Genomic DNA, 24492 nt, shown 5'->3' on the forward strand with positions numbered 1-24492 from the left:
CGTCCCACCGACAACCACGACCTTCACCACGAACCCCCTCCTGACTGCCGGGCGACCCCATCTGCCGCCCGAACACCAGCTAAGACAAGACAGCCCTCCGTACTTGTGACAGCCCCCGGAAAGTTCCCTCGAACCGTCCAGTGACGATCAGGGGCTCACGCCTTCGTGCGATGTGTACGGGGATGCGGCAAGAGGACATTCATCCGCATGCACAAGAATTCATGGAAAGGCGCATCATGAACGTCGAGCTCGCGGCCTCTTGCCCTCATGTGCGCGGGACGCATCCGCCCGTTCCGTCCGGTTACGTCGACGGCTGCGAGGACTGCCGGCAGTCAGGCGGCCGATGGGTGGAACTGCGCGAGTGCCTGACCTGCGGCCACGTCGGCTGCTGTGACACCTCCCCCGGCCGGCACGCCGCCGCGCACTGGGCCGCCACCGCCCACCCAGCGACCGCCTCGCTGGAGCCCGGCGACCGGTGGGGCTGGTGCTATGCCGACCAGCGCTATCTCAGGTCCGTACGGCGGGGCCGCCGAATCACCGCGTAGCGGAATCGTGTTCGAGGACGAGCCGCGTGAGCTCGACCCGTGAGCTGATCCCGAGCTTGGTGAAGGCGTGCCACAGGTGAGTGCTGACGGTGTGCGGCGACAGGAAGAGCTGATCGGCGACCTGCTTGTTGGTGGCGCCGCCCGCGACCAGCCTGACGATCTGCAGTTCGGAGGCGGTGAGGCTGTCCCAGCCTGCGGTCGGCCTGCTGGAGGCCCCGCGCGATCGGCGCTCCCCCAGGCTCCTGAGGCAATCTCGCACGCGGGCCGCGTCGTGTTCCGCCTCCGCCTGCTCGTAGAGCCGCAAAGCCGTGTCCAGGTGGAAGATCATGCCCGTGTCCTCCAGAGCTCCCGCCAGCACGAGCGGCCGGGGGATGTCCTGGTACAGCTCGACGGCGCGGGCCAGCGGGCCGGCGTCGCCGTCCACCAGGGCGCGGGCGTGCAGGGCCGTGGCCGCGTAGACCGGGATGCCGGGGTTCTTGCGGTGACGGGCTTCGGCGAACTCGGTGACCAGGGTCGCGCGGGCTCTGTCCCCGGCCCGCAGTGCCAGCCTGACAAGGATGGGCTCGTCGGCCGGGTCGGGTGGAGAGGCCAGCGACGAGGTCGGACGATGGTAGGCAGCGGCGGCTTCGGTGGTTAGCTCCATGGCCAGGACGTGGTCGCCGCCGTCGGCGGCGACCTGAGCGGCCAGCCACGCTCCTGCCCGCCGGATCTGCCCGGCCTCGACCTCCATGATGGACTCGGCGAACTTCCGGCCGCGCGCCAGTTCCCGCGGGTCGCCGGTGTGCAGGGCGACGCGACCCAGCACGTATCGGGCCGAGACGTCGTCGAAGTTACCCGGACCAAGTTCGTCGGACATGGCCAGGACCGCTTCGGCCTCCGCGCGGGCGTCGCTGAGCCGCCCCGCGTCCAGGTAGATCCGACAGCGTGCCATACCCAGCGTCCTCAGCATGCCGGCCTGCCCGTGATGCTGGGCCCAGCGTACGCCGTCATCCGCTTGACCCAGCGCTTCCTCCACCCGCCCCAGCGTGGTGAGCAGGAGGGCTCTCCAGACGCCGGGCGGCCACAGCCCGCCGGTGGAGCGGACTTCGCGCGATGCGGCCACCGCCCTGTCGATGAGGTCGAGCGCACGGTGGGCGTCGAGCTGACTGTTGGCGATGATCGAGCCCACGCCCAGCACCGTGGCCCGCGAAGCTTGGTCGGCGGCCTGATCCGCCGCGGCCAGCGCGACCGGAATCAGCTCTTCCGCCTCGGCGGTCTCATCTGCGTCGATGAAGGCGAGGTTGAAGGCCAGCATGGCCGTCAACTGGGCGCGGATGCGGGGTGGCAGGCCCGGCAAGGCCACTCCGGCCCGGCTGTGCCATACGGCTTCACTGAAGGAACGCTGGTTGGCCACGAGCGCCAGGCCAAGCCTGATGCCCGCCTCGACCTCGACCGGCAGTGGCCGGTGCAGTGCGCTCTCGGCCAGTGCGACAGCTTCGCCCGCGTGGCCCGTCTGGGAGAACAGCGGCAGGGCCTCGGCGATGAGGCCCGCCTGCCCCAGCGGGTCGAGGACGGAGAGTTCGATCGCGCGGCGGCTCATCTCCACGGCGGCCGACGGCGCAGCGACCGCCAGGTCGCGGGCGGCCCGGCGGAGCAGCGTGATGGCGGTGCCGTCGCCGGGCTCGGCGGTCTCGGCCAGGTCGGCGGCAATCCGCGCGACCGGGACGCCCTGAGCGAGCCGCAGGTCGACGGCCTGGCGGCGGAGCGCCTTGCGCAGAGTCGCGGGCAGGGCCGCCTGGATCGACTCGCGGATCAGGTCGTGGCTGAAGACCAGCGTGCTGTCGCTCTCGACCAGGAGATCGGCCGACAGCAGTTCCTCCAGCGGTTCCAGCAGCGTGACGGCGGATTCTCCGATGAGTTCGGTGAGCTGGTCGATGGAGACGGTCCTGCCCAGGACCGAGGCGACCTGCGCGGCCTTCTTGGCCAGCGGAGAGACCTGCTCCAGACGGTGCTGGATGGAGGCGTGGAAACGCAGGGGCAGGCGCCGCTGGGTCAGCCGTGCGACGCCGTCGGTGACAGTGACCGCGCCTTCGTCGAGCACGCCGTTGAGCAACTCGGTGAGCAGCAGTGGGCGGCCCTCGGCTTGCTGCGCCAGCTGCAGGATGGCGCGATCGGGTGTGGCCGCCAGCAGGTCGCCGGTCATCGCCGCGACCGCCTTGCCTGCCAAGGGGGCGAGGGTGAGCAGGTGACCGCCGGGCAGGTTCAGCGCGGAGATCGTGGTGCGGACGTCGGGCCTGAGCGGCCCGGTTCGCGCGGCGAGGATCCAGACGATGGGATGCAGGGACAGGCGCTGCGGCAGGGTGCGCAAGGCCAGGAGAGTGCCCTCGTCGCACCACTGGAGGTCGTCGAGGGCGATCACCAGCGGCGCGGCCAGCGCGGCGCGCTCCAGGTGCTCGTGGAGCTCCTGCAACAACCAATACGTCGCCGGAGCCGCCTGGATCGCGTCGGCCGGGATGATCTGGCCGGGGCCGGAGTGCAGCGCGCCGAGCAGCGCGCCGAAGGGGATGGTCTGCCCGTCCGGGTCGCCTCCGCCGTGGATGACGCGCAGCCCCGTCTCCTCGGCCATGTGACGCGCCTCGGTGAGCAGGCGGGTCTTGCCGATGCCTGGGCTGCCCTGGATGAGCGTCGTCGCGCCCCGGCCTCGGGACAACGCGGCCAGATGGGTACGCAGGGCGGCGACCTCGGGCTGTCGTCCGCGCAGCCGGTACCGTCCGAACTCCGCTGCGGCGCCGATCTCCGATTCACGCACGTTCAAGCTGCCCTCCGATCGGCGGCGACACCGTGCGATGTCTGATCAATATCGAATGCGGCGGCCCTCACGTATCTGGCGACGGCAGGTGGCCGTTCTGCCCGCGCAGGTCGTCATGATCGACATCGGTGCTGAGCGAGACCGGCCGCCACAGGTCGAGCTCCTGGGCCACCCGCTCGAGCTTGGCCTCGACATGGGCGACGGCGTCGGCGCCGAGCTGCAGCCGTAGCGGCGGGTCGTCGACGGCCAGGAGATCGACGATGGCGGCGGCCGCCTTGCGCGGATCCCCCGGCAGGCGCGGGTCACTGTCGAAGGCCGCCGGCAGGGTGGCGAAGCGGCCGAGTTCGACGACGGTCACGCGGACGCCGATCTCGGCCAGTTCGGCGCGGAGCGCCTCGCACAGCGCCTCGATGGCCGCCATGGACGCGCCGTACAGGCCGGAACCGGCCGGGGACGAGAAGCCGGCGGCCGAGCCGACGACGATGATCCGCCCGGTCTGCTGCGCGCTCAGCACCGGCAGCACGGCGCGGGTCACGGCGAGCGTCCCGATGACGTTGATGTCGAACAGGGCCCGCGCCTGCGCGTCAGTCGTCTCCCGCAGAGGGGCGCGGACGGTCCTGGCCGCGTCGTGGACGAGCACGTCGAGCCGGCCGAAGCGACGTATCGCCTGCTCGACGGCCGCCTCCGGCCGCACCATGTCCAGCTCCAGGGGGAGGACTTCGCCGGTGGCCCCGTCGAAGGCGGCCGTGACCGCTGCCAGGTCACGGCCGGTGGCCGCCACCCGGTGTCCTCGCCGAAGCGCTTCGCGGGCGACGCGTTGCCCGATGCCCCGCGCCGCTCCCGTGACAAACCAGACGGCCATGCGTGTCCCCGAGGTCGGCCTCCCCCGGGCGGGAGGCGGTGAGGATCACCGTGTCAGCGGAGGGCAGTGGGGCACATCGCATGAACGTGCGATGTTTCGCGGCCGTGCTCAATGCCCCTTCAAAGCCTCCTCGAGTTCCTTGACCACCTCTGCGGCTTCCTCGATAAAACCATCTTCCTCGTACAGCCGTGCGGCCTCCGTCAATGCCTGCCGGGCCTCCTCGATCCGCCCCAAGTGCCGCAGTGCGGTGCCCAGCCTGCGCTGGGTAAGTCCCAAGGCCGAGGGAAGCGGGTGGACGCTCAGCTCCGGCAGCGCCTGCCGGTAGGCCTCGGCCGCCTCTTCCCAGCGCTGGAGCGCGAGGTAGCTAGTGCCGAGATGGCCCAGGGTGGCCCCGAGAGCGTAGCTGGTGATGGCCGGGGAACCGCCGTAGGCAGGGTCACGCAGCGTAGCCAACAGGGCCAGGCCGTGCTCCACGGCCTCCCCCGCCTGGCCCGCCCGGCGCAGCGCGCCGATGTGGGCTGTCCTGGCGTCGGGATAGCCCTCCAGATCCCCGGCCTGCAGGAGGAGATCAGCGGCTCGCCGAGCGTAGTCCAGCTCACGCTCCAGGTTGGCCGGATCGGCCCGGATGGTCCAGCTGGCATGAAGCAGCGCCAAACCCTGCTGGCGTATGTCGCCGACCTCGAGGGCCAGTTCCAGTGCCCGCAACGCGGTCGCCTCCCCCTCCTGCATACGGCCTTCACACTGGGACAGCGCCCAGGACAGGTGTGTGAGATGCACCGCCTCCTTCACCCGATCGCCCAGGTCCCGCGCCGCGCCGGTGGACAGCTCGAACACCTCGCGCCAGTGCCCCCACCGGATCCACAGGCTGGAAAACCAGTCCATGGACCCGGCCACCTCGACCACCATCGCATGCTCTCCACGCTTGACCGCTGAGCGCAGCGCCTCCAGCCACGCTGTGCTCTCCGCGTGCAGCCAACCGCTCGCCTCCTGCCGGCTATCGAGCGCGACCAGGGATCTCCAGTCGGGCGGCGGTGCGCCGTATTCAGGCTCGAACCAGCGCCCGGCGACCACCGCCACCTCCAGCAGCCAGCTCTCCATCCGCCGGCGCGCTCCCAGCCGGTCCTCGGCCGGTTCCTCCTTCTCCAGCTGGGCGCGGGCATACAGCCTGACCAGGTCGTGGAATCGGTAACGGCCTGCGTACGGCGAGGTCAGCAGTCCCAAGTCGACCAATTCTTCCAGAGTGTCCTCGGCGTCGTCCAGATCGAGCTGCATCAGGACGGCGGTCAGCGGGATGCCGAAGTCGGGCGCGGCGGACAGCGCGAGCCGCCGGAAGGTCAGCCGGGCGGTTGGGGTGAGCTGCTCATACGACAGCGCGAACGCGGCGGCGACATACAGGTCCCCGGCGGCCAGGTTGTCCAGGCGGCGCTCCTCATCGCTGAGCCTGCCGGACAGCTGCTTGATCGTCCAGCCTGGACGGCTCTGCAGCCGGTTGCCCGCGATGCGCATGGCCAGCGGCAGGTTCCCGCACAACCGGACGAGCTCGTCGACGGCGTCCGGTTCGGCCACCGAGCGGGCCTCGCCGACAATGGCCCGCAACAACGTGGCGGCCTCCGTGTCGGCGAGCTGGGTGAGCGGGACCTGGTGAACGCCCTCCAACCCGGCCAGCGGGCGACGACTGGTGATAAGGATCATGCTGGGGCCGCCCCCCGGCAGCAATGGGCGTACCTGGCTTTCACTGGCGGCGTTGTCGAGCACGATGAGGCAGCGCCGCTCGTTGAGCAGGGCGCGATAGTGCCCCGCGCGTTCCCGCTCGTCGGCGGGGATGCGCCGATCGGGCACGCCCAGCGCCTTCAGCAGCTGTGCCAGACCGCTCCCGCTGTCCAGCGGTGTGGCGTCCATGCCGCGCAGGTCGAGGAAGAAACGGCCGTCGGGAAACAAGTCCGCCAAGCTCCCGGCGGCGTGTACGGCCAGTGCGGTCTTGCCCATGCCCGCCGTGCCCCAGACGGTCGCGGTCACGGCTGGACCGTCGTCACCGATATGCCGGACTGCCAGCTCGCGCAGCACGCCCAGCTCAAGCTCGCGGCCGGTGAAGTCGCCGACCCCTCGGGGAAGCTCGCAGCTCCCGGCGGTGGCGGGAGCGGAGCGCGGCCGCCCGGCCCGGGCCGCGGCGAGGAGCGCGTCGTGGTCCTCCGGCGACAGCCGTAACACCTCGGCCAGTGCGGGCCCGGTACGGCCTTGCGGCCCGCGGCTGACGCCGCGCTCCATGTCGCCGATCGCCCGCACGCTCACCCCTGAGGCATGCGAGAGCCCCTCGATCGTCAGGTCCGCCGCCTGCCGGTGGGCTCTCAGCAGCGCGCTGAAGGAGACTTCCTCGGTCAACTCTTGCCTTCCCGTCCCGGCGGAAAGCGGAATCGGCTACTTCTGCCGGTGTTCTGCCTCGCCGAAAATCATCACGCTTGCTTCCATTGTCCTACGCGACACCCCCGAAATCGCGTCTCGAATCGTTGTCGGAGCGCTAACAGATGTGGAATCCCATGATCACCTGCCCGCCTCTGGCCGAGCGCCACTCCACGGAACGGACGAGCGCATGAGCCTCAACGACGTGGCCGCGGCGGGCTTCTCGGTGCCTTCCGCGGACATGCGGCGCCGCATCGACGACGCCTTCCCCATGCTGCCGCTGCGTGGCCGGGAAACCGAACTGCTGATGCTGCGTGACCGGCTGCGCGCCCTGCGGAGAGGGCAGGGCGGGGCCGTGCTGATCGAGGGAGCGCCGGGAGCGGGCAAGTCACGGCTGCTCGCCGAGGTCGCCGATCTGGCCACGGCCGCCAGCCTGCGCGTCCAGGCGGGCGCCGCCGGGCAGGACGGCCACGCCGTACCTTTCGCTCCCCTGCTGGACGCGCTGCTGTCCAGCCCCGCCCCACTCGTGGCGCGCGAGCGGTTGCTGGCGCTCAGCGAAGCGGAGGACCAGCGTTTCTGGCTGCTGCGGGAGCTGCAGCACGAGCTGGGACGGGCCGCGTCGGCTGCTCCGCTGGTGATCGTCATGGACGACCTGCAGTGGTGTGACGCGGCCACCCGCAGTGCCCTGCGCACGCTGCCGGCACGCCTGTCCGGCCAGCCGATCCTGTGGGTGCTGGCCACCCGCGAGCAGCATCAGGCCGGTACGGCTCGCGCCTGGCCGGCGGAGCGGATCGTGCTGCGGCCTCTCTCGACGGAGGCCGTGGCGCTCCTGGCCCAGGATGTCCTGCGGGCCGTGGCCGAGCCCGCGCTGCTCGAACTCGCCCGCAAGGCGGACGGCCGCCCGCTGCTCCTGGTCGAGCTGCTGAACGGGATACGCGAGGAAGGCGCCGTCACCATCCGGAACGGGATAGCGCATCTCAGTGCGACCGGGGGCATCCCCATGCGCTTTCGCTCCTCGATCCGGCACCGGCTCGACCAGCTCTCGCCGCCGGCCCGCGACAGCGTCCGCTTCGCGGCCATGCTCGGCCGCGACGTTGACGTCGAGGTCCTGGCCGAACTGCTGCGGTGCTCGCCCGTCGACCTGATGGGCCCCCTGCAGGAAGCTCTGCGCGCCGACCTGCTGACCGACCTTGACGGGCGGCTTGCTCTGCGCAACGAACTGGTCCGCGAAGCCGTACGGAATAGCGTGCCTGCCGCGTTCAAGGATCTCGTTCGCCGTCAGGCCGTCAATGTGCGCCTGCGACGCGGCGCGGCGGCTATGGAGGTGGCCTCCGACCTGGCGGAGGTCGCTCAGCCAGGCGACCACGAGGCTGTCTCGCTGCTGCGCCGGGCCGCCACCGACCTCGCGCCCGCCTCCCCCGCCACCGCGGTCGCCCTGAGCAGCCGCGCCCTGGAACTGGCCCCGGCCGACCACCCGGACCGCCCGGCGCTGATCGCCGAGACGATCGTCCTGCTGTGGCTGAACGGCCACGACCAGGAGGCGCGTACGACGGCCGACAACGCCCTGAGCGGAGTGCTGGATCCGGAGGCCGAGGCACAGGTGAGGCTCAGCCTGGCCAGGGTGTCGAGCCAGCGCTCGTTCGCCGAGGCGGTCCGGCAATGCCGCCTCGCGCTGGCCCTGCCCGGGCTGTCGGAGACGACGCGGGCGCACCTGCTCACCCTGCAGGCTCTCGCGCTCATCGTGGCCGGTGATGTGGAGGAGACCGGTCGCGCAGCCGGGGCGGCGTTGCTCGCCGGCGCCTCCTGCGGCAATCGCGCCATCGAGGCCACCGCGATGGCGGTGGAGGCCACGCTCTCGTTCCACCGCACGGATTGGCGGCACGCCTTCGACCGGCAGGACGAAGCAGTACGGCTGGCGACCGACGCGGGCATCCTGCACTCGCCGTGGATCCCCGGGCCGTCCTGGCAGAGCTTCCTGTGGAGCTCGGCGGGCGAACCCCTGCGCGGACTCGAGAAGATCGACCTCGCCCTGGACAGGGCGCGGGCGCACAGTCAGGTGGCCGCGGTGCGCATGTGGTCGATGTACCGTGTCCGCATCCTGCTCGACTCCGGCCGGCTGGCCGACGCCTGCGCCGAGGCGGAGGCCGTACTGGCCGGGGACGGAGCAGCGGGAAACACCGCCGACGTGACCGCCCGCTATGTCCTGGGGCGGGCGGCCTTGTACGCGGGTGACCAGCTGGGCATCGCCCAGCTGGCCGCCGACGGCCGGCGGATGACGTGCGACGAGGCTCCCTTCGTCACCAGGGCAGGCGCCTGGATGCTGGCCTTGGCGTCCGACGGCGACAACGATCCGGCGTGCGCCATGGCGCACGCGGCGTCAGCGGTCTCGCTGGGCCCGGGCGGCGCGACGGGGGCCACACCGCTGGACGCGGCCGACGACGTGGTGTTCGTCCGCATGGCTCTGCGCGCCGGTGACCGCGAGGCCGCCGTGCGCATGGTGCGCGAGGCCGAGGAGCGGGCCGGGCGAAACCCTGGCTTCCCGTTCCTCACCGCCATCGCCGAACACGCCCGCGGGCTGCTCGACGACGACGCGGCGCTGCTCTCCCGGGCGGCGGAACGACTCGCGGACTTCCCCCGGCCGATCGTCCGGGCATCGGCGCTAGAAGACGCTGGCCGCGTCCTGGCCGCGACGGACCGGCGAGCGGCCGTCAGCCACCTGAACACGGCGTCGGAGCTGTACGAGCAGGCCGGCGCAGTGCGGGACGCGGCCCGGGTGCGGCGACGGTTGCGCGAGGCCGGGATACGGCGCCGCGGCCGCAAGTCCGGCGCCACCCGTGGCTGGGACGGGCTGACCGCCGCCGAGTTGCAGGTGGTCAGGCACGTGGCCCAGGGCGCCACGAACCGGCAGGTCGCCGAGCGGCTGTTCCTGTCGCCGCACACCGTCAACACCCACCTCCGTCATGCCTACACCAAGCTGGACGTCAATTCGCGCGTGGAGCTGACCCGGCTGGTCGTCGAGCACGGCGGCTGACCCCAGTAACCCATCGGAAAGGAAGCGGCGACTACATGGCCTACCTGCCTGTCGGCGTCGACCACGGCCGTACCCCGGTCGAGCTCTGCTACGAGGACTACGGTGACGGTCGTCCCGTGGTCCTGCTCCACGACTGGCCCTTGTCCAGGCACATGTGGGCGGCGCAACTGCCCGCGTTGGTCGAGGCGGGGTATCGCGTGATCACCCACGATCGCCGGGGTTTCGGCGACTCCTCCCGTCCGTGGGGCGGCTACGACTACGACAGCCTGGCGGGCGATCTCCGCGCGGTGCTGGAACGATTGGAGCTGAGCGACGCGACGCTCGTGGGAGCGGGGATGGGCGCGGCGGAGATCGTGCGCTATCTAACCCGGTACAGCTCGGCCGGGATCAGAGGGGTCGTCCTGGTGGGGGCGGCGTTGCCGTACCTGTATCGCTCCTACGACAACCCCCAGGGCCCTTGGACCCCCGAGCATTTCGACCACCTCAGAGCGCGGCTGAACACCGACAGATTCACCATGCTCGACTCATACGTGACCCGGATGTTCCAGGCCGACGGGCGCGTGCTGCTGAGCGACCTCCATCGCGACCGCTACCGCGACCAGGGGGCTGCCGCGTCACCGCAGGCGCTCGACGCCGGCCTGGCCACCCTGGCACGCAGCGATCTGCGCTGCGAGATCGCCCTGTCCCTGCCGACGCTGGTCATCCACGGCGAGCACGACGAGATCACTCCGTTCCCGGTCACCGGCGCGCGGATCGGGGGCGGTGACGTGGAGGTCATCCAGGGCGCGCCGCATGGCTGCCAGGCCACCCACCCCCTGCGTTTCAACCGCACGCTGCTCCGGTTCCTGGCGAACAGCTGACGCGGCGGCGCCTACCGGGTCTGGTCGGTCGGGCGGATGAGGATCTCATTGACCACGACGTGCTCCGGCTGGGTGACCGCGTAGACGACCGCGCTGGCGATGTCCTCGGGCCGCAGGAGGCGCATGGAGGCGGCCATGTTCTGCGCGGCGGCCCGCATCGTGGGGTCCGTGATGTGGTTCGCCAGCTCGGTGGAGACGAAACCGGGCTCGACGACCACGACACGGACGCCCTGCGCGGTGACCTCCTGCCGCAGCGCCTCGGAGAAGGCGGTGACGCCGAACTTCGTCGCGGCGTAGACCCCGTTACCCGCCGACGCGATCCGGCCCGAGGTCGAGGAGACCTGCACAACCGCGCCCTTGCGTTCCAGCAGGTACGGCAGAGCCGCATGGACCATGAACATCGACCCGAGCAGGTTGGTCTCGACCATGCGCGTCCACTCCGTGGTGTCCGCACCCCCGATCGGACCGGCGAGCATGACCCCGGCGTTGTTCACCAGGATGTCCAGGGCGCCGAAGTGCTCAATGGTCTTCGCGACCGCAGCCCGCATCGATGCCTGATCGGTCACGTCCAGCTCCAGCGCCAGCATCTCGCCGGACGCCTTGTTCACCAGCGTCTCCAGCCGGTCGACGCGGCGGGCCCCGACGACGACCCTGGCCCCCTCGGCTGCGAGGGCCAGCGCCGTGGCCTCGCCGATGCCCGACGACGCTCCGGTGATGAGGACGACTCTTCCATCCAAGGTGTTGCTCATGGCTTCCCTTCCATAGTGCTCGGCTCAATGGTGGTTCCGGCCCGGCCGGCGAGCAGCGCGGACGCGTCGCGCAGCGCCCCGATCGCCGCCGGCCGTCCGGTCGCGGTGACGAACCGGATGCATGCGTCGACCTTCGGCGCCATCGATCCGGCCGGGAATCTCATGGCGCCCAGTTCGTCGACGTCCACGGCAGATATCGGTCGCTCCTCAGGGGTGCCGAACTCACGCCGGACGGCGTCGACGTCAGTGAGCACGACGAGACGGTCGGCTCCCAGTTCGATCGCGAGCAGCGCCGCCGTGAAGTCCTTGTCGACGACGGCCTGTGCCCCCTCGAACCGCCCGCCGTCCCGGGCGAGGACGGGCACCCCGCCTCCGCCTCCGCAGATCACGGTCGTGCCGGCGGTCACCAGTTGCTTGATCGTGGGCAGTTCGATGATCCGACGGGGTGCGGGTGAGGCGACGACCCGGCGCCATACCCGGCCGTCCCGGGCGACGGTCCACCCACGCTCCAGCGCCAACCGTCGAGCCACTGGCTCCGGGTGGCCCTGGCCGACGAACTTCGTGGGGGTGCGGAACGCCGGATCATCCACGTCGACCTCCGCCCGTGTCACAACCGTGACGATCGGCCGGGTCAGGCCCGCGTTGCCAAGTTCCTGCGCCAGCCAGTATCCGATCATGCCCTGGGTCTGGGCGCCGAGCGTATCGAGCGGGAACGGGCGGGCCAGAGCCGGATCGTTCTCGCTCTCGACGGCCAGCATCCCGATCTGCGGCCCGTTGCCGTGACAGAGCACCAGCGTGTGCTGCGCGGCGAGCGGGGCGAGCGCGCGGGCGGCGGATCGCACGTGCTGTTGCTGTACGTCCGCGTCTGGGCGTCCGCCTCGCTCGAGCAGGGCGTTCCCGCCCAACGCGACGACAAGGAGCATGTCACTCTCCAAGTGCCGCGACGAGGACGGCCTTGATGGTGTGCAAACGGTTCTCCGCCTGCTGGAAGACCACGGACGCGGCGGAGGTGAACACCTCATCGGCGACCTCGGCCCCGGCGAGGCCGTAGCGCCGATGGATCCGCCGACCCAGCTCGGTGGTCGTGTCGTGCACGGCCGGGAGGCAGTGAAGGAACCGCGTGTCGGGGCGGCCTGTGGCGGCCATCGTCTCCGCCGTGACCCGGTAGGGGGTGAGCAGCGGGACGCGCCGGTCCCATTCGGCGTCGGGCTCGCCCATGCTGACCCACACGTCGGTGTAAACGAAGGCGGCACCGTCGAGAGCTGTCGCCGGGTCGTCGGTGATCCTCACCCGGGCACCGGTGGCCGCCGCCAGGCACTGGGCCTCCTGGACCAGCGGTTCCGGAGGGCTCAGCTCGGCGGGTGCGGCGATCCGGACGTCCACGCCGAGCATCGCCCCGGTGATCAGCAGGGACCGGGCGATGTTGCTGCGGCCGTCGCCGGTGAAGCAGAAGCTGATCGACCCGATCTCGCCGGAGTGGTGTTCGCGCATGGTCAGGACGTCGGCGAGCATCTGCGTCGGGTGCCACTCGTCGGTGAGCCCGTTCCAGACCGGCACTCCCGCGTGCCTGGCCAGCTCCTCGACGGTCTCCTGGCCGAAACCGCGGAACTCGATGCCGTCGAACATCGAGCCCAGCACCCGTGCCGTGTCCGCGACGCTTTCCTCCCGACCCAGGTGCGACCCCGACGGTCCCAGGTAGGTGACGTGGGCACCCTGGTCATGGGCGGCCACTTCGAACGCGCACCGGGTGCGGGTGGAGTCCTTCTGGAACACCAAGGCGATGTTGCGGCCGGTCAGAGCGGGGCGCTCGGTTCCGGTTCGCTTGGCCTCCTTGAGGGCCGCCGCGCGGTCGAGCATCTCGAGGAAACCCTTGCGGCCGAGGTCGGCCGGGGTGAGCAACGAGCGGGTCATCACGACTCCTTCGCGGGAGGGGAAACCGGTTCACGCAGAACGGGGCAGGTCATGCACCGCGCGCCGCCGCGTCCACGGCCGAGTTCGCTGCCGGTCAGCGGGATGACCTCGAGACCGTGATCGCGGAGCATCTCGTTGGTCGTGGTGTTGCGTTCGTAGCCGAGGACCACTCCGGGAGCGATCGCCAGGAAGTTGTCGGCGTCGTTCCACTGCTCCCGTTCGGCCTCGCGCCGGTCGCCCTCGGCGGTGAGGATGCGGACGTCGTCGTCGATCGCCTCGCGCAGGGCGGCGGCCAGCCCCCTCTGGCGCCGGACCTCCCCATCGGGGGTGAGCAGCCAGACCTGGGCCGCGGCCTGGTCGAAGTAGGGGTAGGCCACGAAGGTGGCGACGTCGACCATCGTGAGCACGGTGTCCAGGTGCATCGTCGAGCGGGCCTTGGGCAGTTCGACGGCCAGCACGCGGCGGGCGTGGCCGCCCGAGAAGAGCCGCCGGGCGAGCATCTCCATGCCCGTCGGCGTGGTCCGCTCGCCCATGCCGACCATGACGACGCCGTCGGCGACGACGTGGATGTCGCCGCCTTCCAGCGAGGCCGGAGCGTGGTGGAGGTCGTCGTCGCCGTAGACGGGCACGAAATCGGCGTCGGCGAACAGCGGGTGGTGCCGGTAGACGGTGCGCGTGTTGATCGACTCGCGGCTCCTGGCCGGCTTTGCCATCGGGTTGACCGCGACGCCCCGCCCGATCCAGGCCGCGTTGTCTCGCTGGAACAGCGTGTTGGGCAGTGGAGCCAGCACGAACTCGTCAGGCCCGAGGCCCTGCCACGCGACGCTGACCGCGTCGAGCGGGCCGAGATCCGACTTCAGGACCCCGCCGATCAGGTAGTCAGCCAGCAAGGTCGGATCGGTGTCCATGAACCGCGCCCGCAGCTCTCTGGCCAGGGCCGGTCCGAACCGCTCGTCGGTGCACACCCGATCCACCGCGAAGCGCCGGCCTCCTGCCGTCGCCAGCGCCTCCGCCAGCAGCTCGGCGAACAGGTGCACGCGCACGCCGCGGCCTCTCAGCGCCTCGGTGAACTCGTCGTGCTCGCGGCGGGCGCGTTCCGCCCAGAGCACGTCGTCGAACAGCAGCTCGGCGGCGTTGCCCGGGGTCAGCCGGTCCAGTTCGAGTCCCGGCCGGTGCACGATGACCTCGCGCAACCGGCCGATCTCGGAATGAATGCCGACCTGCAACGCGACTTCCTGGTTCGCGGTCATCGCGTCACCACCCCGGCTTCGCCGTACACACCGCGCCTGGCCTTGACCCACACGTAGACCGGCACGCCGAGCAGCAGGCAGAACACCCCGTAGTAGACGGCCTGGTAGCCGCTCCCGGCGAGTGCCCAGAACCCGAACGCCAGCGCGAGCGCCGTGACGGCGACGTCGCGCGCCAGATGCCTGGCCCGCAGCCGCCTGCCCTCGGTGCGCAGCCAGAAGATCTGCGCCGCGGCAGACAGCAGGTACGGGATGACCGAGGTGAGCACCGATAGCAGCACAACGGTGGTGAACACCTGTTCGAAACTGGTGTAGCTGACGACGGTGAGCCCTGCGGCCAGCAGGGTGGAGACGACGATCCCGAACGCGGGAACCCCGGCACGATTCTTCCGGGCGAAGGGCGTCGGGAACAGTCCGTCCCGTGCCGCCGCCCGCGGCATCTCGGCCACGATGAGGGTCCAGCCGACCAGCGCCCCGAAACCGGACACGACGGCCGCGGCGGCGACCGTGTTCCCCGCCCATCGCCCGCCGAAGATGGCGTTGGCCGCGTCGGTGAAGGGCGCGGTGGAGCTGACGAGGTCGTCGTGCGCCACGGTGCCGAAGACGGTGACGGTGCCCAGGATGTAGACCGCGGCGCACGCCAGGGTGCCCAGCACAGTGGCCCGGCCGACGTTCCGCCTCGGGTCTCGCACCCGGGCGGCGGCGACCGATGCGGTCTCGATGCCCAGGTAGCTGAACAGCGCGATGGCGCCGGCGGCGCCGATCGCGCCGAACCAGGAGGTCCCACCGGCGTTGAAGTCACCGAAGTTCGCCGAGTCGATGAACAGCAGGCCGATGGTGGCCATGAACAACAGCGGGACGAACTTCAGTACGGCGGTGACGACCTGGAACGCGGCGAAGCTGCGCAGTCCGAGCAGGTTGACCAGCGCCGGCAGGAACAATCCGGCCAGCGCGATGGCGATCGTCCACCCGACCTCGTGCTCGGTGTTCCAGAACACCTCGACGTAGCCGACCCACGCCACGACGATCGCCGCGTTCCCTGCCCACGCGGTGATCCAGTAGCACCAGGCGATGAGGAATCCGGCGAAGTCGCCGAAGGCGTCGCGGGCGTAGACGTAGGGGCCGCCCGCGCCTGGCAGCCGCTCCGCGAGACCCCGGAACGTCAGCGCCAGTGCGATCGCACCGATCGTGACGAGCACGAATGCCACCAGCGAGATCGTGCCGAACACCGCCAAGGCGGATGGCAGGGCGAACACCCCGGTCCCGATGACCGAGCCGACCACGAGCGCCGAGGCCGTACCGAGGCCGAAGCGGCTCTCACCCATCACGCGCTCCTCCTCATGGGGATGTCGGCGGCGAGAAACCCTTCCAGCTCGGCCAGGTCGCCGGTCCGTGCCGCGTCGAGAAACGCCTGTACGAGGCGCTGATGCGCGGTGATGTCCACCGGCCTGCGTCGCCCGGTCTCGATGCGTTCGTGGGCTCGCCGTACGAGCTGGCGCGTATGGGCCGCGTCCAGGTGGAGGACCTCGGAGATACACCGGTAGGGGTAGTCGAAGGCCTTACGCAGGAGGTAGGCGGCCCGCTCGGCGGGCGACAGCTTCTCCAGCAGCACCCGGACCGCGAGATCGACGGCCTCGTGCTGTTCGGCCGCCGTGTCGAGGCCTGTGCTGCCGTCGTCCCTTTCGGCGAGCCAGAGGCCGGGGAACGTCTCGCGGCGCATGCGCGCGGACTGAACGACGTTGAGGGAGAGCCTGACGGTGGTCTTCGCGAGGAACGCGGGCGCGTTGACGACGGCCGAGCGGTCGGCGCGTTCCCACCGCAGCCACGTCTCCTGCACCACGTCCTCAGCCTCGCCCGCATCCCCGAGATAGCGGTAGGCGATCGCGAAGAGTCGTGGTCGTGTGGTGATGAACGCCGACTCGCGGTTGACGTTCTCGGTGAACTGGCGGATGGGGATCATTCGTGTCTCCAGCTGAGGGCGGCGTCAGTCGGAGCCCCAGCAAACGCCCGACGAGATCGGCCGACATCGCACGGATGCTTGACATCCGGGCGAAAGGCCAGGCAGGCGACGCCGGTCGCACGCCGCGAGCCGACGGTGTGATCTCAAGTCTTCGTGCGATGTCTCCCGGCCGCCGCGCTGGAACCGTTGAGCACGCACCGACCGAGGAGGTCGCCGACGCATCCAGCACTCTCACCAGCGTGCTCTGGTGCGGCCACGGGGGATCGCACCAGAGCGCGCCGCCCGGTGGCCTCCTCACCGGCCGTGTCTCATCCCGTAACGAAAGGGTTCGTCATGCGTTATCGACCGTCCGTTTGGCAAAGCACCGCCGCCGCTCTCAGCCTGGCCGCCGTCACGCTGTCCACCGCTCCCGCTATGGCCGCCAGCGCCGAGGGCACCCCACCCACGGTGGTGCTGGTCCACGGCGCCTTCGCCGACGCCAGCAGCTGGGACAAGGTCACCGCCCTGCTGCAGCGGCGCGGCTACCCGGTCGTCGCGGCCCCCAACCCGCTGCGCAGCCTGTCGGGAGACGCCTCCTACATCGCGAGCATCCTCAAGGGCATCCACGGCAAGGTGATCCTGGTCGGCCACTCCTACGGCGGCAGCGTGATCACCAACGCCGCCCGCGACGCCGGCAATGTCAAGGCCCTGGTGTACGTGGCGGCGTTCCTGCCGGACAAGGGCGAGAGCACCCAGACCGCGCTGGACCCCGAGAGGTTCCCTGGCAGCCTGCTCGGCCCGGCCACGCTGGACCAGCGCCCGTACACCGACACGGCAGGCGAGGGCGTCGACCTGTACATCAAGCAGACCAGCTTCCCCGAGGTGTTCGCCGCCGACCTGCCCATCGACACGGCCCGCCGGATGGCCGTCGCCCAGCGTCCCTTCGGCGTGGCCGCCTACACCGGCACCTCAGGCACCCCGGCGTGGAAGAAGATCCCCAGCTGGGTCGTCGTCAGCACCGAGGACAAGGCCATCGCGCCGGCAGGGCAGCGGTGGATGGCCGAGCGGGCCAAGGCTCACACCGTCGAGGTGAAGTCCTCGCACGCCATGTCGGTCAGCCACCCCTCCGCCATCACCGACGTCATCGTCGACGCCGACCGCCGCACCCGCTGACGTCCGGGTAGGACCGGCCCGCCTGCCGTGATGAGCGGGCCGGTCCGCCGGCGCATCGAACACTCAGGTGGCGACCATGGACACCGAACCGAGACCAACCCTGCACTGGGCGGACCGCGGGGCCTGCAGGGACAGCGATCCCGACCTATTCTTCCCCCTCACCTGGGACGGCAGGCCAGCCCCGCACACTGCCATGGCCCGGCGTATCTGCCTGAGCTGCCCGGTGCGCCTGCCCTGCCTGACTTGGGCCGTCGAGACTGGCGAACCGGACGGCATGTGGGGCGGCACCACCCCGGACGAACGCCGCCGCATCCGCTCCACCCGACTCAAGCATTCGTACGAGGTCGAAGATCACGCGGATTGGCAGGTTATGTCCCGTCCGCACAAGCACCACATGGGAAGGAAATGACATGCCCTACATCAAGGTCGGCGAGGAGAACTCCACGCCCATCGAGATCTACTACGAAGACCACGGCAGCGGCCGCCCGGTCGTGCTCATCCATGGGTACCCGCTCAACGGGCACTCCTGGGAGAAGCAGGAAAGCGCGCTGCTGGAGACCGGTCACCGGGTGATCACCTACGACCGGCGCGGTTTCGGCCGCTCCAGCCAGCCTGTCACCGGCTACGACTACGACACGTTCGCCGCCGACCTCAACACGCTGATGGAGACGTTGGACCTGCGTGACGCCGTGCTGGGCGGATTCTCCATGGGCAGCGGCGAGGTGACCCGCTACCTGGGCACCTACGGGTCCGGCAGGGTGTGCAAGGCCGTGCTGATGGCGCCGCTGCAGCCGTACCTCCTCAAGGCCGACGACAACCCCGAGGGGGTGGACGGGTCCGTCCTCGACAACACCATGCGGGCCGTCACCGCCGACCGGGTCGCCTTCCTCAAGGCGTTCCTGGACGACTTCTACAACATGGACGTGCTCGGCGGCACCAAGGTCAGCGAGCAGGCCTGGCAGGCGAGCTTCCAGGTCGCCGCCGCCGCCTCGGCCACGGCGACGCTGAAGTGCGTACCTACCTGGGGCACCGACTTCCGCAAGGACGTGGCGGCCTTCGACGTGCCCACGCTCGTCATCCAAGGCGACCAGGACCGCATCCTGCCCATCGACGCCACCGGCAACCGGCTGAAGGGGCTGATCAAGGATCTTCGGTATGTGGTCATCGAGGGCGGCCCGCACGCCATCGGCTGGACCCACACCGACCAGGTCAACGCCACTCTGCTCGACTTCCTCAAGTAGTCACCCGCTCGTGGCGCCGTTCGGAGGGGGGACGGCGCCACTGCGCTGGGCAGGGTGCCTAGGAGGCGAGGCTGATGGTGGCGGGGATGCCCTGCCGGGTCATCTTCGCGTACGGGCACAGCGCGGTCGCCTGGGCGAGCAGCGGGGTGGCCGTCTCGCTCTCGACTCCGGGCCAGGACACGACGAGATCGGCGTGCAGTTGGTAGCCGCCATCGGCGGGATCACGGCCGAAGGCGACGGTCGCCTCCACCGTGATGGACTCTGGGTCGAGGAGGTGCCGCCGGGCAAGCAGGCTGAGGGCGCCGTGGAAGCAGGCGGCGTATCCGGCGGCGAAGAGCTGTTCTGGGTTCGGGCCTGGGTTGTCACCACCCAGTTCCTCGGGCATCCGCAGCTCCAGCGAGAGCGTGCCGTCGGCGGAGCGGGCCTGGCCGGAGGCGCGGCCGTGGGCGGAGCCGCCGCCGATCACGGCGACGCGCGTGGTGTAGAGCGGCTTGAACGCCGAGCCGCTGTAGTCGTGCTCTGTGGACAGTAGGGGGGTCGTTCACCGGTATTCCTTTCAGCGTGGGGAGGCTGGTCACGGACGGTGCCAGCGCTGGAGTTTGTCGGGGTTCAGCACGATCCACACAGCGGTGACCTCGGCTCCGGCGACGCTCACGCTGACCACCGCCAGGGCCTGCCCCACCCGGCGCAGCACCAGACCGGTCCGGCCGTTCACGGAGCCGACGGCCAGCTCGGTGCCGGGCTGGCCAATCAACAGCGCCGTGGCCATCCGGGCGACCGCGTCCGCGCCGTAGGTCGGGTGGAGGGCGGCACGCACCTTGCCGCCGCCGTCGCTCACGAGGATCGCGTCGGTGGCCAGCTCGGCCCGCAGCACCGCCGTGTTGCCCGTACGGCAGGCCGCGGCGAACCGGCGGGCGACACGATCGTGCCTGGCCAGCATCTCCCCGCCGACCCTTACCTGGTGTTGGGTCGGCTCGGGCACTTCGGGTTCAGGGATGTGGAAGGGGGCGGCCAGAAGCTCAAGGCAGATGCTTCCCGCGGTCCGCGTCAGCCAGGCGCGCGGTGTCGCGATGCCAGCGCTTTCCTCGTCGTCCAGGGGGTACCAGCGGCGGTAGGTCTCCTGGACGATGTGGTCAGCCGCGAGCTCCGAGCCGAACATCCACAAGGCGATCTCGAGCAGGTGCTGCCGCTCGTCGAGGATCTCAGCCAGCGACTCGGCGCTCGCCTCGGTCATGGGCACCCGCCCCGTGCGCGTGACCGTTCGAACGCCTCGATCTTGGCCGGACTGACGATCCACATGAGGTGATGGATTCCACACGACGAAGCGTCGATGGTGAGCAGCGTGACACCTCTGCTTCCGCGGGGGACGAGCACGCCGGCGCGCCCGTTCATCTCGACCCACGTGATGTCGGCGCCCGGCCAGAACCGGGGCGCGAACGCCGCCATGAACCTCGCCACCCGGTTACTTCCCAGCACCGGGAACCGCGCCGCCCCTCGGAGACCGTTGCCGTCGGAGGTACTGACGACGTCGGCGGCGAAGAGGCCTTCCAGGGCACCGATGTTCCCCGTCTGGGCGGCATCGAGGAAGGCCGTCAGAAGACGCCGATGCTCGACCTTGTCGACGGGCTCGCGGCGTACGGCGGTCAGGTGCTTGCGGGCACGGCTCACGAGCTGCCGGACGTTGACGGTGCTGAGCTGGAGGATCTCCGCTATCTGCGGATAGGGGTAGTCGAAGGCCTCGCGCAGGACGTACGCGGCGCGCTCGGTGGCGGTGAGCCTTTCGAGCAGAAACAGGAAGGCGAACTCGAGGGCTTCGCCGCGTTCGGCGCCCACGGCGGGGTCGAGCGGCGCCCACGGCGGGGTCGAGGCTGGTGTCGACGGGTTCGGGCAGCCACAGCCCGATGTAGGACTCGCGTCGTGCGCGGGCCGACTGGGCGACGTTGATGGACAGCCGGGTGGTGATCAACGCCAGGAAGGCCGGCGGGTTCTCGATGGTCGCGCAGTCGGTGTCCTGCCAGCGCAGCCAGACCTCCTGCACGATGTCCTCGGCTTCGGTCGCGCTGCCGAGCATCCGGTAGGCGATGCCGAACAGCCGCGGCCGCAGTTCGATGAACGCGGACGCGGCCTGATCGAGTGCATGCATGTCTACCTGCGCCATCAGCGGTCGGCGGCGTCCAGGATGGTGGCGGTCACGGCGTCGGGCTGGGAGGCCGCGACGGCGTGCGAGGCGCCGGCGATCTCGCGGGTTCTGCACGACCCGGCCCGCTCGGCCATGAACCGCAGCGCGACGGCCGGGATGTTGAGGTCGCGCTCACCGTGGACGAACCAGGACGGTGTGGTGCGCCAGGCCGCCTCGCCGGTCAGCCCGTCGGTCAGCGCCCGCTCGGTCACCGGCCGCTGGGTCGCGGCCATCAGGGCGGCCTCGTTGGCGTCGAGATCGGCGCAGAACTGGTGGTGGAACTTCTTGTCGTCGATGCGAAACTCGTTGCCGCCGGAAGCCACCGGGTAGGCGACCAGCGCCTCGCCGAGCGTGCTGCCCTCGAACTTGCCGGACAGCAGCAGCGCGCTCTCGCCGGGTTCCGGGGCGAAGGCGGCGACGTAGACCAGGGCGCGGACCGCCGGGTTGCCGACCGCCGCCTGGCTGATCACCATGCCCCCGTAGGAGTGGCCGACCAGCACGACCGGGCGGCCGATTCCGGCGATGACGTCGCGCAGGTAGGCGGCGTCACCCTCCACACTGCGCAGCGGGTTGGCCACGGCGACCGCAGAGAGCTGGTTGCTGTGCAGGCGCTGGATGACGCGGTTCCAACTGGCCGATTCGGCGAAGGCGCCGTGGACCAGGACGATGACGGGCTGCTCGCTCATGCTCATGCCTTTCCTGGGGTTTCCTCGCGGAAGCCGATCTCTCGATGGGTACCGTCACATAGCGGTTTGTTGCCGGAGTGGCCGCAGCGGCACAGCGTCACCCGGTTGCGTGTCTCCAGTGGCCGGCCCTCCGATCGCGTCACCGGTACTCCGCCGGTGACCCACAACGCGCTGGCCAGCCCGTCCTCCTCCTCCAGCACCGAGATGGCCTGCGGAAGGTCGGCCTCTATCGTCTCGCCGCCGCGTTCGAGTGCGTAGCTGTAGGAGCCGGAGGGGCAGTGGTCGATGCGGCCCATGATCGTGGAGCGCACGTCGCTGTCGGCGGTGTCGGCGAGCATCGCGGCGATCGGCCTGGTTCGCCCGATGCAGAAGGCGGCATGGATGCACAGCTCTCCCACCCGCTGAGCCGAGATGCCCACTCCGTCGTGCACGTGCTGCAGCTCCTGGTAGGGCCGCATTTCCGCGCTCTCCGTGCCGTCGAACCCGATCAGGGCGTGGGTGCCGTCGCAGAAGGGTTTGGAGCCCGAGTGGCCGCAGCGGCACAGCGCGTAGATGTCCTCGGTCTCCAGCGGCTCTCCGGTCTTCCAGGTCAGCGCGTCGTTGCCGGCTGAGACGATCTTGCGTTTGCGCCGGAGCGGTATGCCGCCGTACACGAGGTACGGGCCGCCGCGCAGGACGACGATCCGCCGGTGGTCACCGACGCTCCACCGGCGCCGCTCGGGCGCGACGTACTCGAAGGTGGGGCCGGCCGTGGCCCCCGCGCCGTCGGGCATCCGCATCAGCGCCTGAGCCTGGGCCTTCAACGCGTACATGGAGCCGGTGGCGACCGCGAGCAGCTTCGGGCTGCCGTTGAACGCCTGCTCCAGCAGATGCAGAACTCCGCAGTAGGTGTGGTTGAACTCCTCCTGGGATTCGTGAATGGCACTGCCAGGGGCGGCGGGTCGCGGGTTGGGCCGCATTGGAAGGATACCGGCGAGATCCACCGAGATCTTCTCCCCGGTGGGCCCGGACTTCGGGGTGTCGCCGCGCTGGTAGCGGTGGCCGAGCTTGAGTTCCTGGAAGCGGTAGTAGTGGGCGACCTCGTCCCGTTCGGGGTGGAAGACGTCCTGGTCACCGTCCCAGACCGAGCCGCTGGCCGTGCCTTCACCCTGCTCGACGATCTCCTCCAGCGCGGCCAGCGCGGAGGCCAGGCCGTCCACGGCGATCAGCCGTCCGGCGGTGTGCCGGAAGTGAGCGCCGCTGACCTGCCGGGCCGGATCGCCGCAGAAGACGGCCTGCTCGCCAAGCTGATCACATAGGTGGCGCAGCCCCTGCTCGATCGCGGCGTAGAACTGCCCGATCGTCTCGTAGCCGTCGTCCTCTGGCGGCGCGCCGGGTGGTGCGGGCTGTTCGAGGCGCAGGAACATCTCCAGCGCTTCGGCCCCGAAGGGGACCAGTGACAGCTCCAGGGAACGGTCGCCATGGGGCAGGGGCCGTGGATGGGCCGCGAGCATCCTAGGCGTGTCCAGGAGCGGCCGTCCGCCGACGGCATTGAGCAGGTTCGCGGCCAGTGCCAGGTGCAACATCTCCTCGACGAAGACGCTGCTCACCACCTGGACGGCCTCGGGGTTGCGCGCAGGGTCGAGCGAGTACAGCGCGGTCAGGTACGGCGGCAGCGTCGCGTGCTCCAGCTCGATCGCCCACTGCAAATGCTTACGAAGGCTGTCGAGCGTGCCGATCCGCGTCTCAGACGACATGGCCGCCGGGCCGGGAGTCGTCTTCCAGCACCTCTACCGCGTCGCGCAAACCGCGCAGGCTAATCTCCTCGCGCTCGACGTTCGTCGGATCGAACAGCCAGTCGGTGACCGGCAGGCGCATCGCCTCTTCCGCGTGACTCGCCTCGACCTCGGTCAGTTCGATCTCGACCTCGACCTTGAGCTCACGCAGAAACTCATGCTCGCCGCTCATGTTTCCTCCATACGTGGTTTGCGTGGATATCCGGCCGGCTGACCGCGTGGATCAAACGCACGGCGATGTGCCGGGCGGCGAACAGGCCGGCGAAGCGCTCGCTCTGGCGGGCCGCCAGTGCGTATGCCGGATCGTCCCGGTGACGGTCCGCGACGACCGCCGCCACTTGCTCGGCACGTCGCGACCAGGACAGCGGCGCCCGGCCGGGCTGGTCGACCTGCTCGAGAAGCTCGAACCCGGCATCCGGGAGCAGCCGGGTGAGCTCCCGCTCGGTGGGAAAGTGATTGCCCTCCGGAACCTGCAGAACCTACGGGCCCCTGGCGACAACCACCAGGAGCCCCAGCGAGGCGCCCGGCTTCAGCACCCGGTGAATCTCGCCGAGTACCGCGGCCTTGTCCCGCAGGGTGCACAGCACCCCCAGGCACCAGGCGGCGTCGACCGATCCCGTACGGAGCGGAATCCGCCGGCCGTCCCCCGCGATGACCGGCAACCCGAACAACCGGGCGGCGGCCCGGCGGGCAGCCGGCATCGGCTCCAGCAGAATCGGCCGGACCCCCAACCGCTCGGCCGCCCAAGCCGCCGGCCCGCCGACCCCGGCGCCCACATCGAGCAGCGTGATCCGGCGCGACAGCTCACACGCTTCGGCCAGCCAGGCCAGTGCCGCCGGGCTCGCGCTGCCACGACAGGCGGCCGGTACGGCATGCCGTACCCCGAGCTGCTCGACGGCGTCGGCGGTCCAGCCCGCGACATCGTCGAACTCGGCGGCCATCGCCAATGCGGTCATGGCACCTACTTGCCGGGGGTGTTCTGGTCGAGCCACTCGCGGTAGGTGATCTTGCCGAGCATGGCGCCCTCCCCCGGCACCAGCGTCCGCTCACCCGGCACGCTGCCGAAGTAACGCGCCAGCGGGTCAGTGACCACCTCACGCGAATCACCC

22 protein-coding genes and 1 pseudogene are annotated in these 24492 nt (G+C 70.5%); 6 read left to right on the forward strand and 17 right to left on the reverse strand.

What is annotated here, in order from left to right; all coding sequences use genetic code 11:
- The first annotated feature begins 236 nt into the window (after positions 1-236).
- On the forward strand, positions 237-545 hold the full coding sequence (locus DMB42_RS52080) for a UBP-type zinc finger domain-containing protein (protein ID WP_125649701.1): 309 nt from the start codon (positions 237-239) through the stop codon (positions 543-545).
- Here the strand turns inward: DMB42_RS52080 and DMB42_RS52085 are convergent.
- The 3 genes from DMB42_RS52085 to DMB42_RS52095 all read right to left on the reverse strand — a co-directional run bounded on the left by DMB42_RS52085 (position 535) and on the right by DMB42_RS52095 (position 6574).
- Positions 535-3333, reverse strand: coding sequence for an AAA family ATPase (locus tag DMB42_RS52085; protein ID WP_260478445.1), 2799 nt, complete (start codon positions 3331-3333; stop codon positions 535-537). The genes DMB42_RS52080 and DMB42_RS52085 overlap by 11 nt on opposite strands.
- Before the next feature lie 67 nt (positions 3334-3400).
- On the reverse strand, positions 3401-4195 hold the full coding sequence (locus DMB42_RS52090) for an SDR family NAD(P)-dependent oxidoreductase (protein ID WP_125649646.1): 795 nt from the start codon (positions 4193-4195) through the stop codon (positions 3401-3403).
- Positions 4196-4303: 108 nt separating this feature from the next.
- On the reverse strand, positions 4304-6574 hold the full coding sequence (locus DMB42_RS52095; RefSeq protein ID WP_185845344.1) for a helix-turn-helix domain-containing protein: 2271 nt from the start codon (positions 6572-6574) through the stop codon (positions 4304-4306).
- Between the two features lie 208 nt (positions 6575-6782).
- Here DMB42_RS52095 and DMB42_RS52100 point away from each other — a divergent pair, with 208 nt between their 5' ends.
- Positions 6783-9623 (forward strand): LuxR family transcriptional regulator, encoded by a 2841-nt coding sequence (locus DMB42_RS52100; RefSeq protein ID WP_185845345.1) that lies wholly within the window; start codon positions 6783-6785, stop codon positions 9621-9623.
- A 35-nt stretch (positions 9624-9658) separates the two neighbouring features.
- Positions 9659-10483 (forward strand): alpha/beta fold hydrolase, encoded by an 825-nt coding sequence (locus tag DMB42_RS52105; RefSeq protein ID WP_125649654.1) that lies wholly within the window; start codon positions 9659-9661, stop codon positions 10481-10483.
- An 11-nt stretch (positions 10484-10494) separates the two neighbouring features.
- On the opposite strand, the gene DMB42_RS52110 is transcribed toward DMB42_RS52105, so the two are convergent.
- From DMB42_RS52110 to DMB42_RS52135, 6 genes are read right to left on the reverse strand one after another with little or no spacing between them, the layout of a single operon-like run.
- Positions 10495-11232, reverse strand: a complete 738-nt coding sequence (locus DMB42_RS52110; RefSeq protein ID WP_125649657.1) for an SDR family NAD(P)-dependent oxidoreductase — start codon at positions 11230-11232, stop codon at positions 10495-10497.
- Positions 11229-12155: a carbamate kinase gene (locus tag DMB42_RS52115; RefSeq protein ID WP_125649660.1), complete on the reverse strand. Its 927-nt coding sequence runs from the start codon at positions 12153-12155 to the stop codon at positions 11229-11231. Before DMB42_RS52115 ends, DMB42_RS52110 begins: the two co-directional genes overlap by 4 nt.
- A gap of 1 nt (position 12156) precedes the next feature.
- Complete coding sequence (argF, locus tag DMB42_RS52120) at positions 12157-13143, reverse strand: ornithine carbamoyltransferase (protein ID WP_125649664.1); 987 nt, start codon at positions 13141-13143, stop codon at positions 12157-12159.
- Positions 13143-14393: an arginine deiminase gene (locus tag DMB42_RS52125; protein ID WP_125649667.1), complete on the reverse strand. Its 1251-nt coding sequence runs from the start codon at positions 14391-14393 to the stop codon at positions 13143-13145. Before DMB42_RS52125 ends, argF begins: the two co-directional genes overlap by 1 nt.
- Positions 14390-15715 carry an amino acid permease gene (locus tag DMB42_RS52130; RefSeq protein WP_125649671.1) on the reverse strand — a complete coding sequence of 442 codons (1326 nt, stop codon included), beginning with the start codon at positions 15713-15715 and terminating at the stop codon, positions 14390-14392. Before DMB42_RS52130 ends, DMB42_RS52125 begins: the two co-directional genes overlap by 4 nt.
- Positions 15715-16350: a sigma factor gene (locus DMB42_RS52135; protein WP_125649674.1), complete on the reverse strand. Its 636-nt coding sequence runs from the start codon at positions 16348-16350 to the stop codon at positions 15715-15717. Before DMB42_RS52135 ends, DMB42_RS52130 begins: the two co-directional genes overlap by 1 nt.
- A gap of 333 nt (positions 16351-16683) precedes the next feature.
- Between DMB42_RS52135 and DMB42_RS52140 the strand changes: the two genes are divergently transcribed.
- The 3 genes from DMB42_RS52140 (at position 16684) to DMB42_RS52150 (ending at position 18743) form a co-directional block, all read left to right on the forward strand.
- Positions 16684-17502, forward strand: coding sequence for an alpha/beta fold hydrolase (locus tag DMB42_RS52140; protein ID WP_125649677.1), 819 nt, complete (start codon positions 16684-16686; stop codon positions 17500-17502).
- A gap of 76 nt (positions 17503-17578) precedes the next feature.
- A complete protein-coding gene (locus DMB42_RS52145) occupies positions 17579-17911 on the forward strand; it encodes a WhiB family transcriptional regulator (protein WP_125649680.1) in 333 nt (110 codons plus the stop codon).
- Between the two features lies 1 nt (position 17912).
- Complete coding sequence (locus DMB42_RS52150; protein ID WP_125649683.1) at positions 17913-18743, forward strand: alpha/beta fold hydrolase; 831 nt, start codon at positions 17913-17915, stop codon at positions 18741-18743.
- A 58-nt stretch (positions 18744-18801) separates the two neighbouring features.
- Here DMB42_RS52150 and DMB42_RS52155 read toward each other — a convergent pair whose 3' ends face one another.
- From DMB42_RS52155 to DMB42_RS52185, 8 genes and pseudogenes are all read right to left on the reverse strand, one after another.
- Positions 18802-19209, reverse strand: coding sequence for an Ohr family peroxiredoxin (locus DMB42_RS52155; RefSeq protein WP_221762752.1), 408 nt, complete (start codon positions 19207-19209; stop codon positions 18802-18804).
- 108 nt (positions 19210-19317) lie between these two features.
- Positions 19318-19977, reverse strand: a complete 660-nt coding sequence (locus tag DMB42_RS54600; protein ID WP_221762753.1) for a hypothetical protein — start codon at positions 19975-19977, stop codon at positions 19318-19320.
- A complete protein-coding gene (locus DMB42_RS55850; protein ID WP_260478444.1) occupies positions 19974-20576 on the reverse strand; it encodes a sigma factor-like helix-turn-helix DNA-binding protein in 603 nt (200 codons plus the stop codon). Before DMB42_RS55850 ends, DMB42_RS54600 begins: the two co-directional genes overlap by 4 nt.
- A gap of 154 nt (positions 20577-20730) precedes the next feature.
- Positions 20731-20901 (reverse strand): annotated as a pseudogene (locus tag DMB42_RS56235) (sigma factor); the annotation flags it as partial.
- Positions 20901-21608 (reverse strand): alpha/beta fold hydrolase, encoded by a 708-nt coding sequence (locus tag DMB42_RS52170; protein ID WP_125649689.1) that lies wholly within the window; start codon positions 21606-21608, stop codon positions 20901-20903. The pseudogene DMB42_RS56235 and the gene DMB42_RS52170, both read right to left, overlap by 1 nt.
- A gap of 2 nt (positions 21609-21610) precedes the next feature.
- Positions 21611-23344: a ferritin-like domain-containing protein gene (locus tag DMB42_RS52175; protein WP_125649692.1), complete on the reverse strand. Its 1734-nt coding sequence runs from the start codon at positions 23342-23344 to the stop codon at positions 21611-21613.
- Positions 23334-23555, reverse strand: a complete 222-nt coding sequence (locus DMB42_RS52180) for a hypothetical protein (RefSeq protein ID WP_125649695.1) — start codon at positions 23553-23555, stop codon at positions 23334-23336. The genes DMB42_RS52175 and DMB42_RS52180 overlap by 11 nt, the downstream gene beginning before the upstream one ends.
- A gap of 307 nt (positions 23556-23862) precedes the next feature.
- Positions 23863-24339 carry a class I SAM-dependent methyltransferase gene (locus tag DMB42_RS52185; protein WP_125649698.1) on the reverse strand — a complete coding sequence of 159 codons (477 nt, stop codon included), beginning with the start codon at positions 24337-24339 and terminating at the stop codon, positions 23863-23865.
- Between the last annotated feature and the right edge of the window lie 153 nt (positions 24340-24492).

It is taken from the genome of Nonomuraea sp. WAC 01424 (genome assembly GCF_003947315.1).
Classification (GTDB): domain Bacteria; phylum Actinomycetota; class Actinomycetes; order Streptosporangiales; family Streptosporangiaceae; genus Nonomuraea; species Nonomuraea spiralis.

What these genes read in the sequence shown, in the direction of transcription:
- DMB42_RS52080 (WP_125649701.1), top strand. Translation starts at nt 237, where the DNA reads ATGAACGTCGAGCTCGCGGCCTCTTGCCCTCATGTGCGCGGGACGCAT.
- DMB42_RS52090 (WP_125649646.1), bottom strand. Translation starts at nt 4,195, where the DNA reads ATGGCCGTCTGGTTTGTCACGGGAGCGGCGCGGGGCATCGGGCAACGC.
- DMB42_RS52100 (WP_185845345.1), top strand. Translation starts at nt 6,783, where the DNA reads ATGAGCCTCAACGACGTGGCCGCGGCGGGCTTCTCGGTGCCTTCCGCG.
- DMB42_RS52105 (WP_125649654.1), top strand. Translation starts at nt 9,659, where the DNA reads ATGGCCTACCTGCCTGTCGGCGTCGACCACGGCCGTACCCCGGTCGAG.
- DMB42_RS52110 (WP_125649657.1), bottom strand. Translation starts at nt 11,232, where the DNA reads ATGAGCAACACCTTGGATGGAAGAGTCGTCCTCATCACCGGAGCGTCG.
- DMB42_RS52115 (WP_125649660.1), bottom strand. Translation starts at nt 12,155, where the DNA reads ATGCTCCTTGTCGTCGCGTTGGGCGGGAACGCCCTGCTCGAGCGAGGC.
- argF (WP_125649664.1), bottom strand. Translation starts at nt 13,143, where the DNA reads ATGACCCGCTCGTTGCTCACCCCGGCCGACCTCGGCCGCAAGGGTTTC.
- DMB42_RS52125 (WP_125649667.1), bottom strand. Translation starts at nt 14,393, where the DNA reads ATGACCGCGAACCAGGAAGTCGCGTTGCAGGTCGGCATTCATTCCGAG.
- DMB42_RS52130 (WP_125649671.1), bottom strand. Translation starts at nt 15,715, where the DNA reads ATGGGTGAGAGCCGCTTCGGCCTCGGTACGGCCTCGGCGCTCGTGGTC.
- DMB42_RS52135 (WP_125649674.1), bottom strand. Translation starts at nt 16,350, where the DNA reads ATGATCCCCATCCGCCAGTTCACCGAGAACGTCAACCGCGAGTCGGCG.
- DMB42_RS52140 (WP_125649677.1), top strand. Translation starts at nt 16,684, where the DNA reads ATGCGTTATCGACCGTCCGTTTGGCAAAGCACCGCCGCCGCTCTCAGC.
- DMB42_RS52145 (WP_125649680.1), top strand. Translation starts at nt 17,579, where the DNA reads ATGGACACCGAACCGAGACCAACCCTGCACTGGGCGGACCGCGGGGCC.
- DMB42_RS52150 (WP_125649683.1), top strand. Translation starts at nt 17,913, where the DNA reads ATGCCCTACATCAAGGTCGGCGAGGAGAACTCCACGCCCATCGAGATC.
- DMB42_RS54600 (WP_221762753.1), bottom strand. Translation starts at nt 19,977, where the DNA reads ATGACCGAGGCGAGCGCCGAGTCGCTGGCTGAGATCCTCGACGAGCGG.
- DMB42_RS52170 (WP_125649689.1), bottom strand. Translation starts at nt 21,608, where the DNA reads ATGAGCGAGCAGCCCGTCATCGTCCTGGTCCACGGCGCCTTCGCCGAA.
- DMB42_RS52175 (WP_125649692.1), bottom strand. Translation starts at nt 23,344, where the DNA reads ATGTCGTCTGAGACGCGGATCGGCACGCTCGACAGCCTTCGTAAGCAT.
- DMB42_RS52180 (WP_125649695.1), bottom strand. Translation starts at nt 23,555, where the DNA reads ATGAGCGGCGAGCATGAGTTTCTGCGTGAGCTCAAGGTCGAGGTCGAG.
- DMB42_RS52185 (WP_125649698.1), bottom strand. Translation starts at nt 24,339, where the DNA reads ATGACCGCATTGGCGATGGCCGCCGAGTTCGACGATGTCGCGGGCTGG.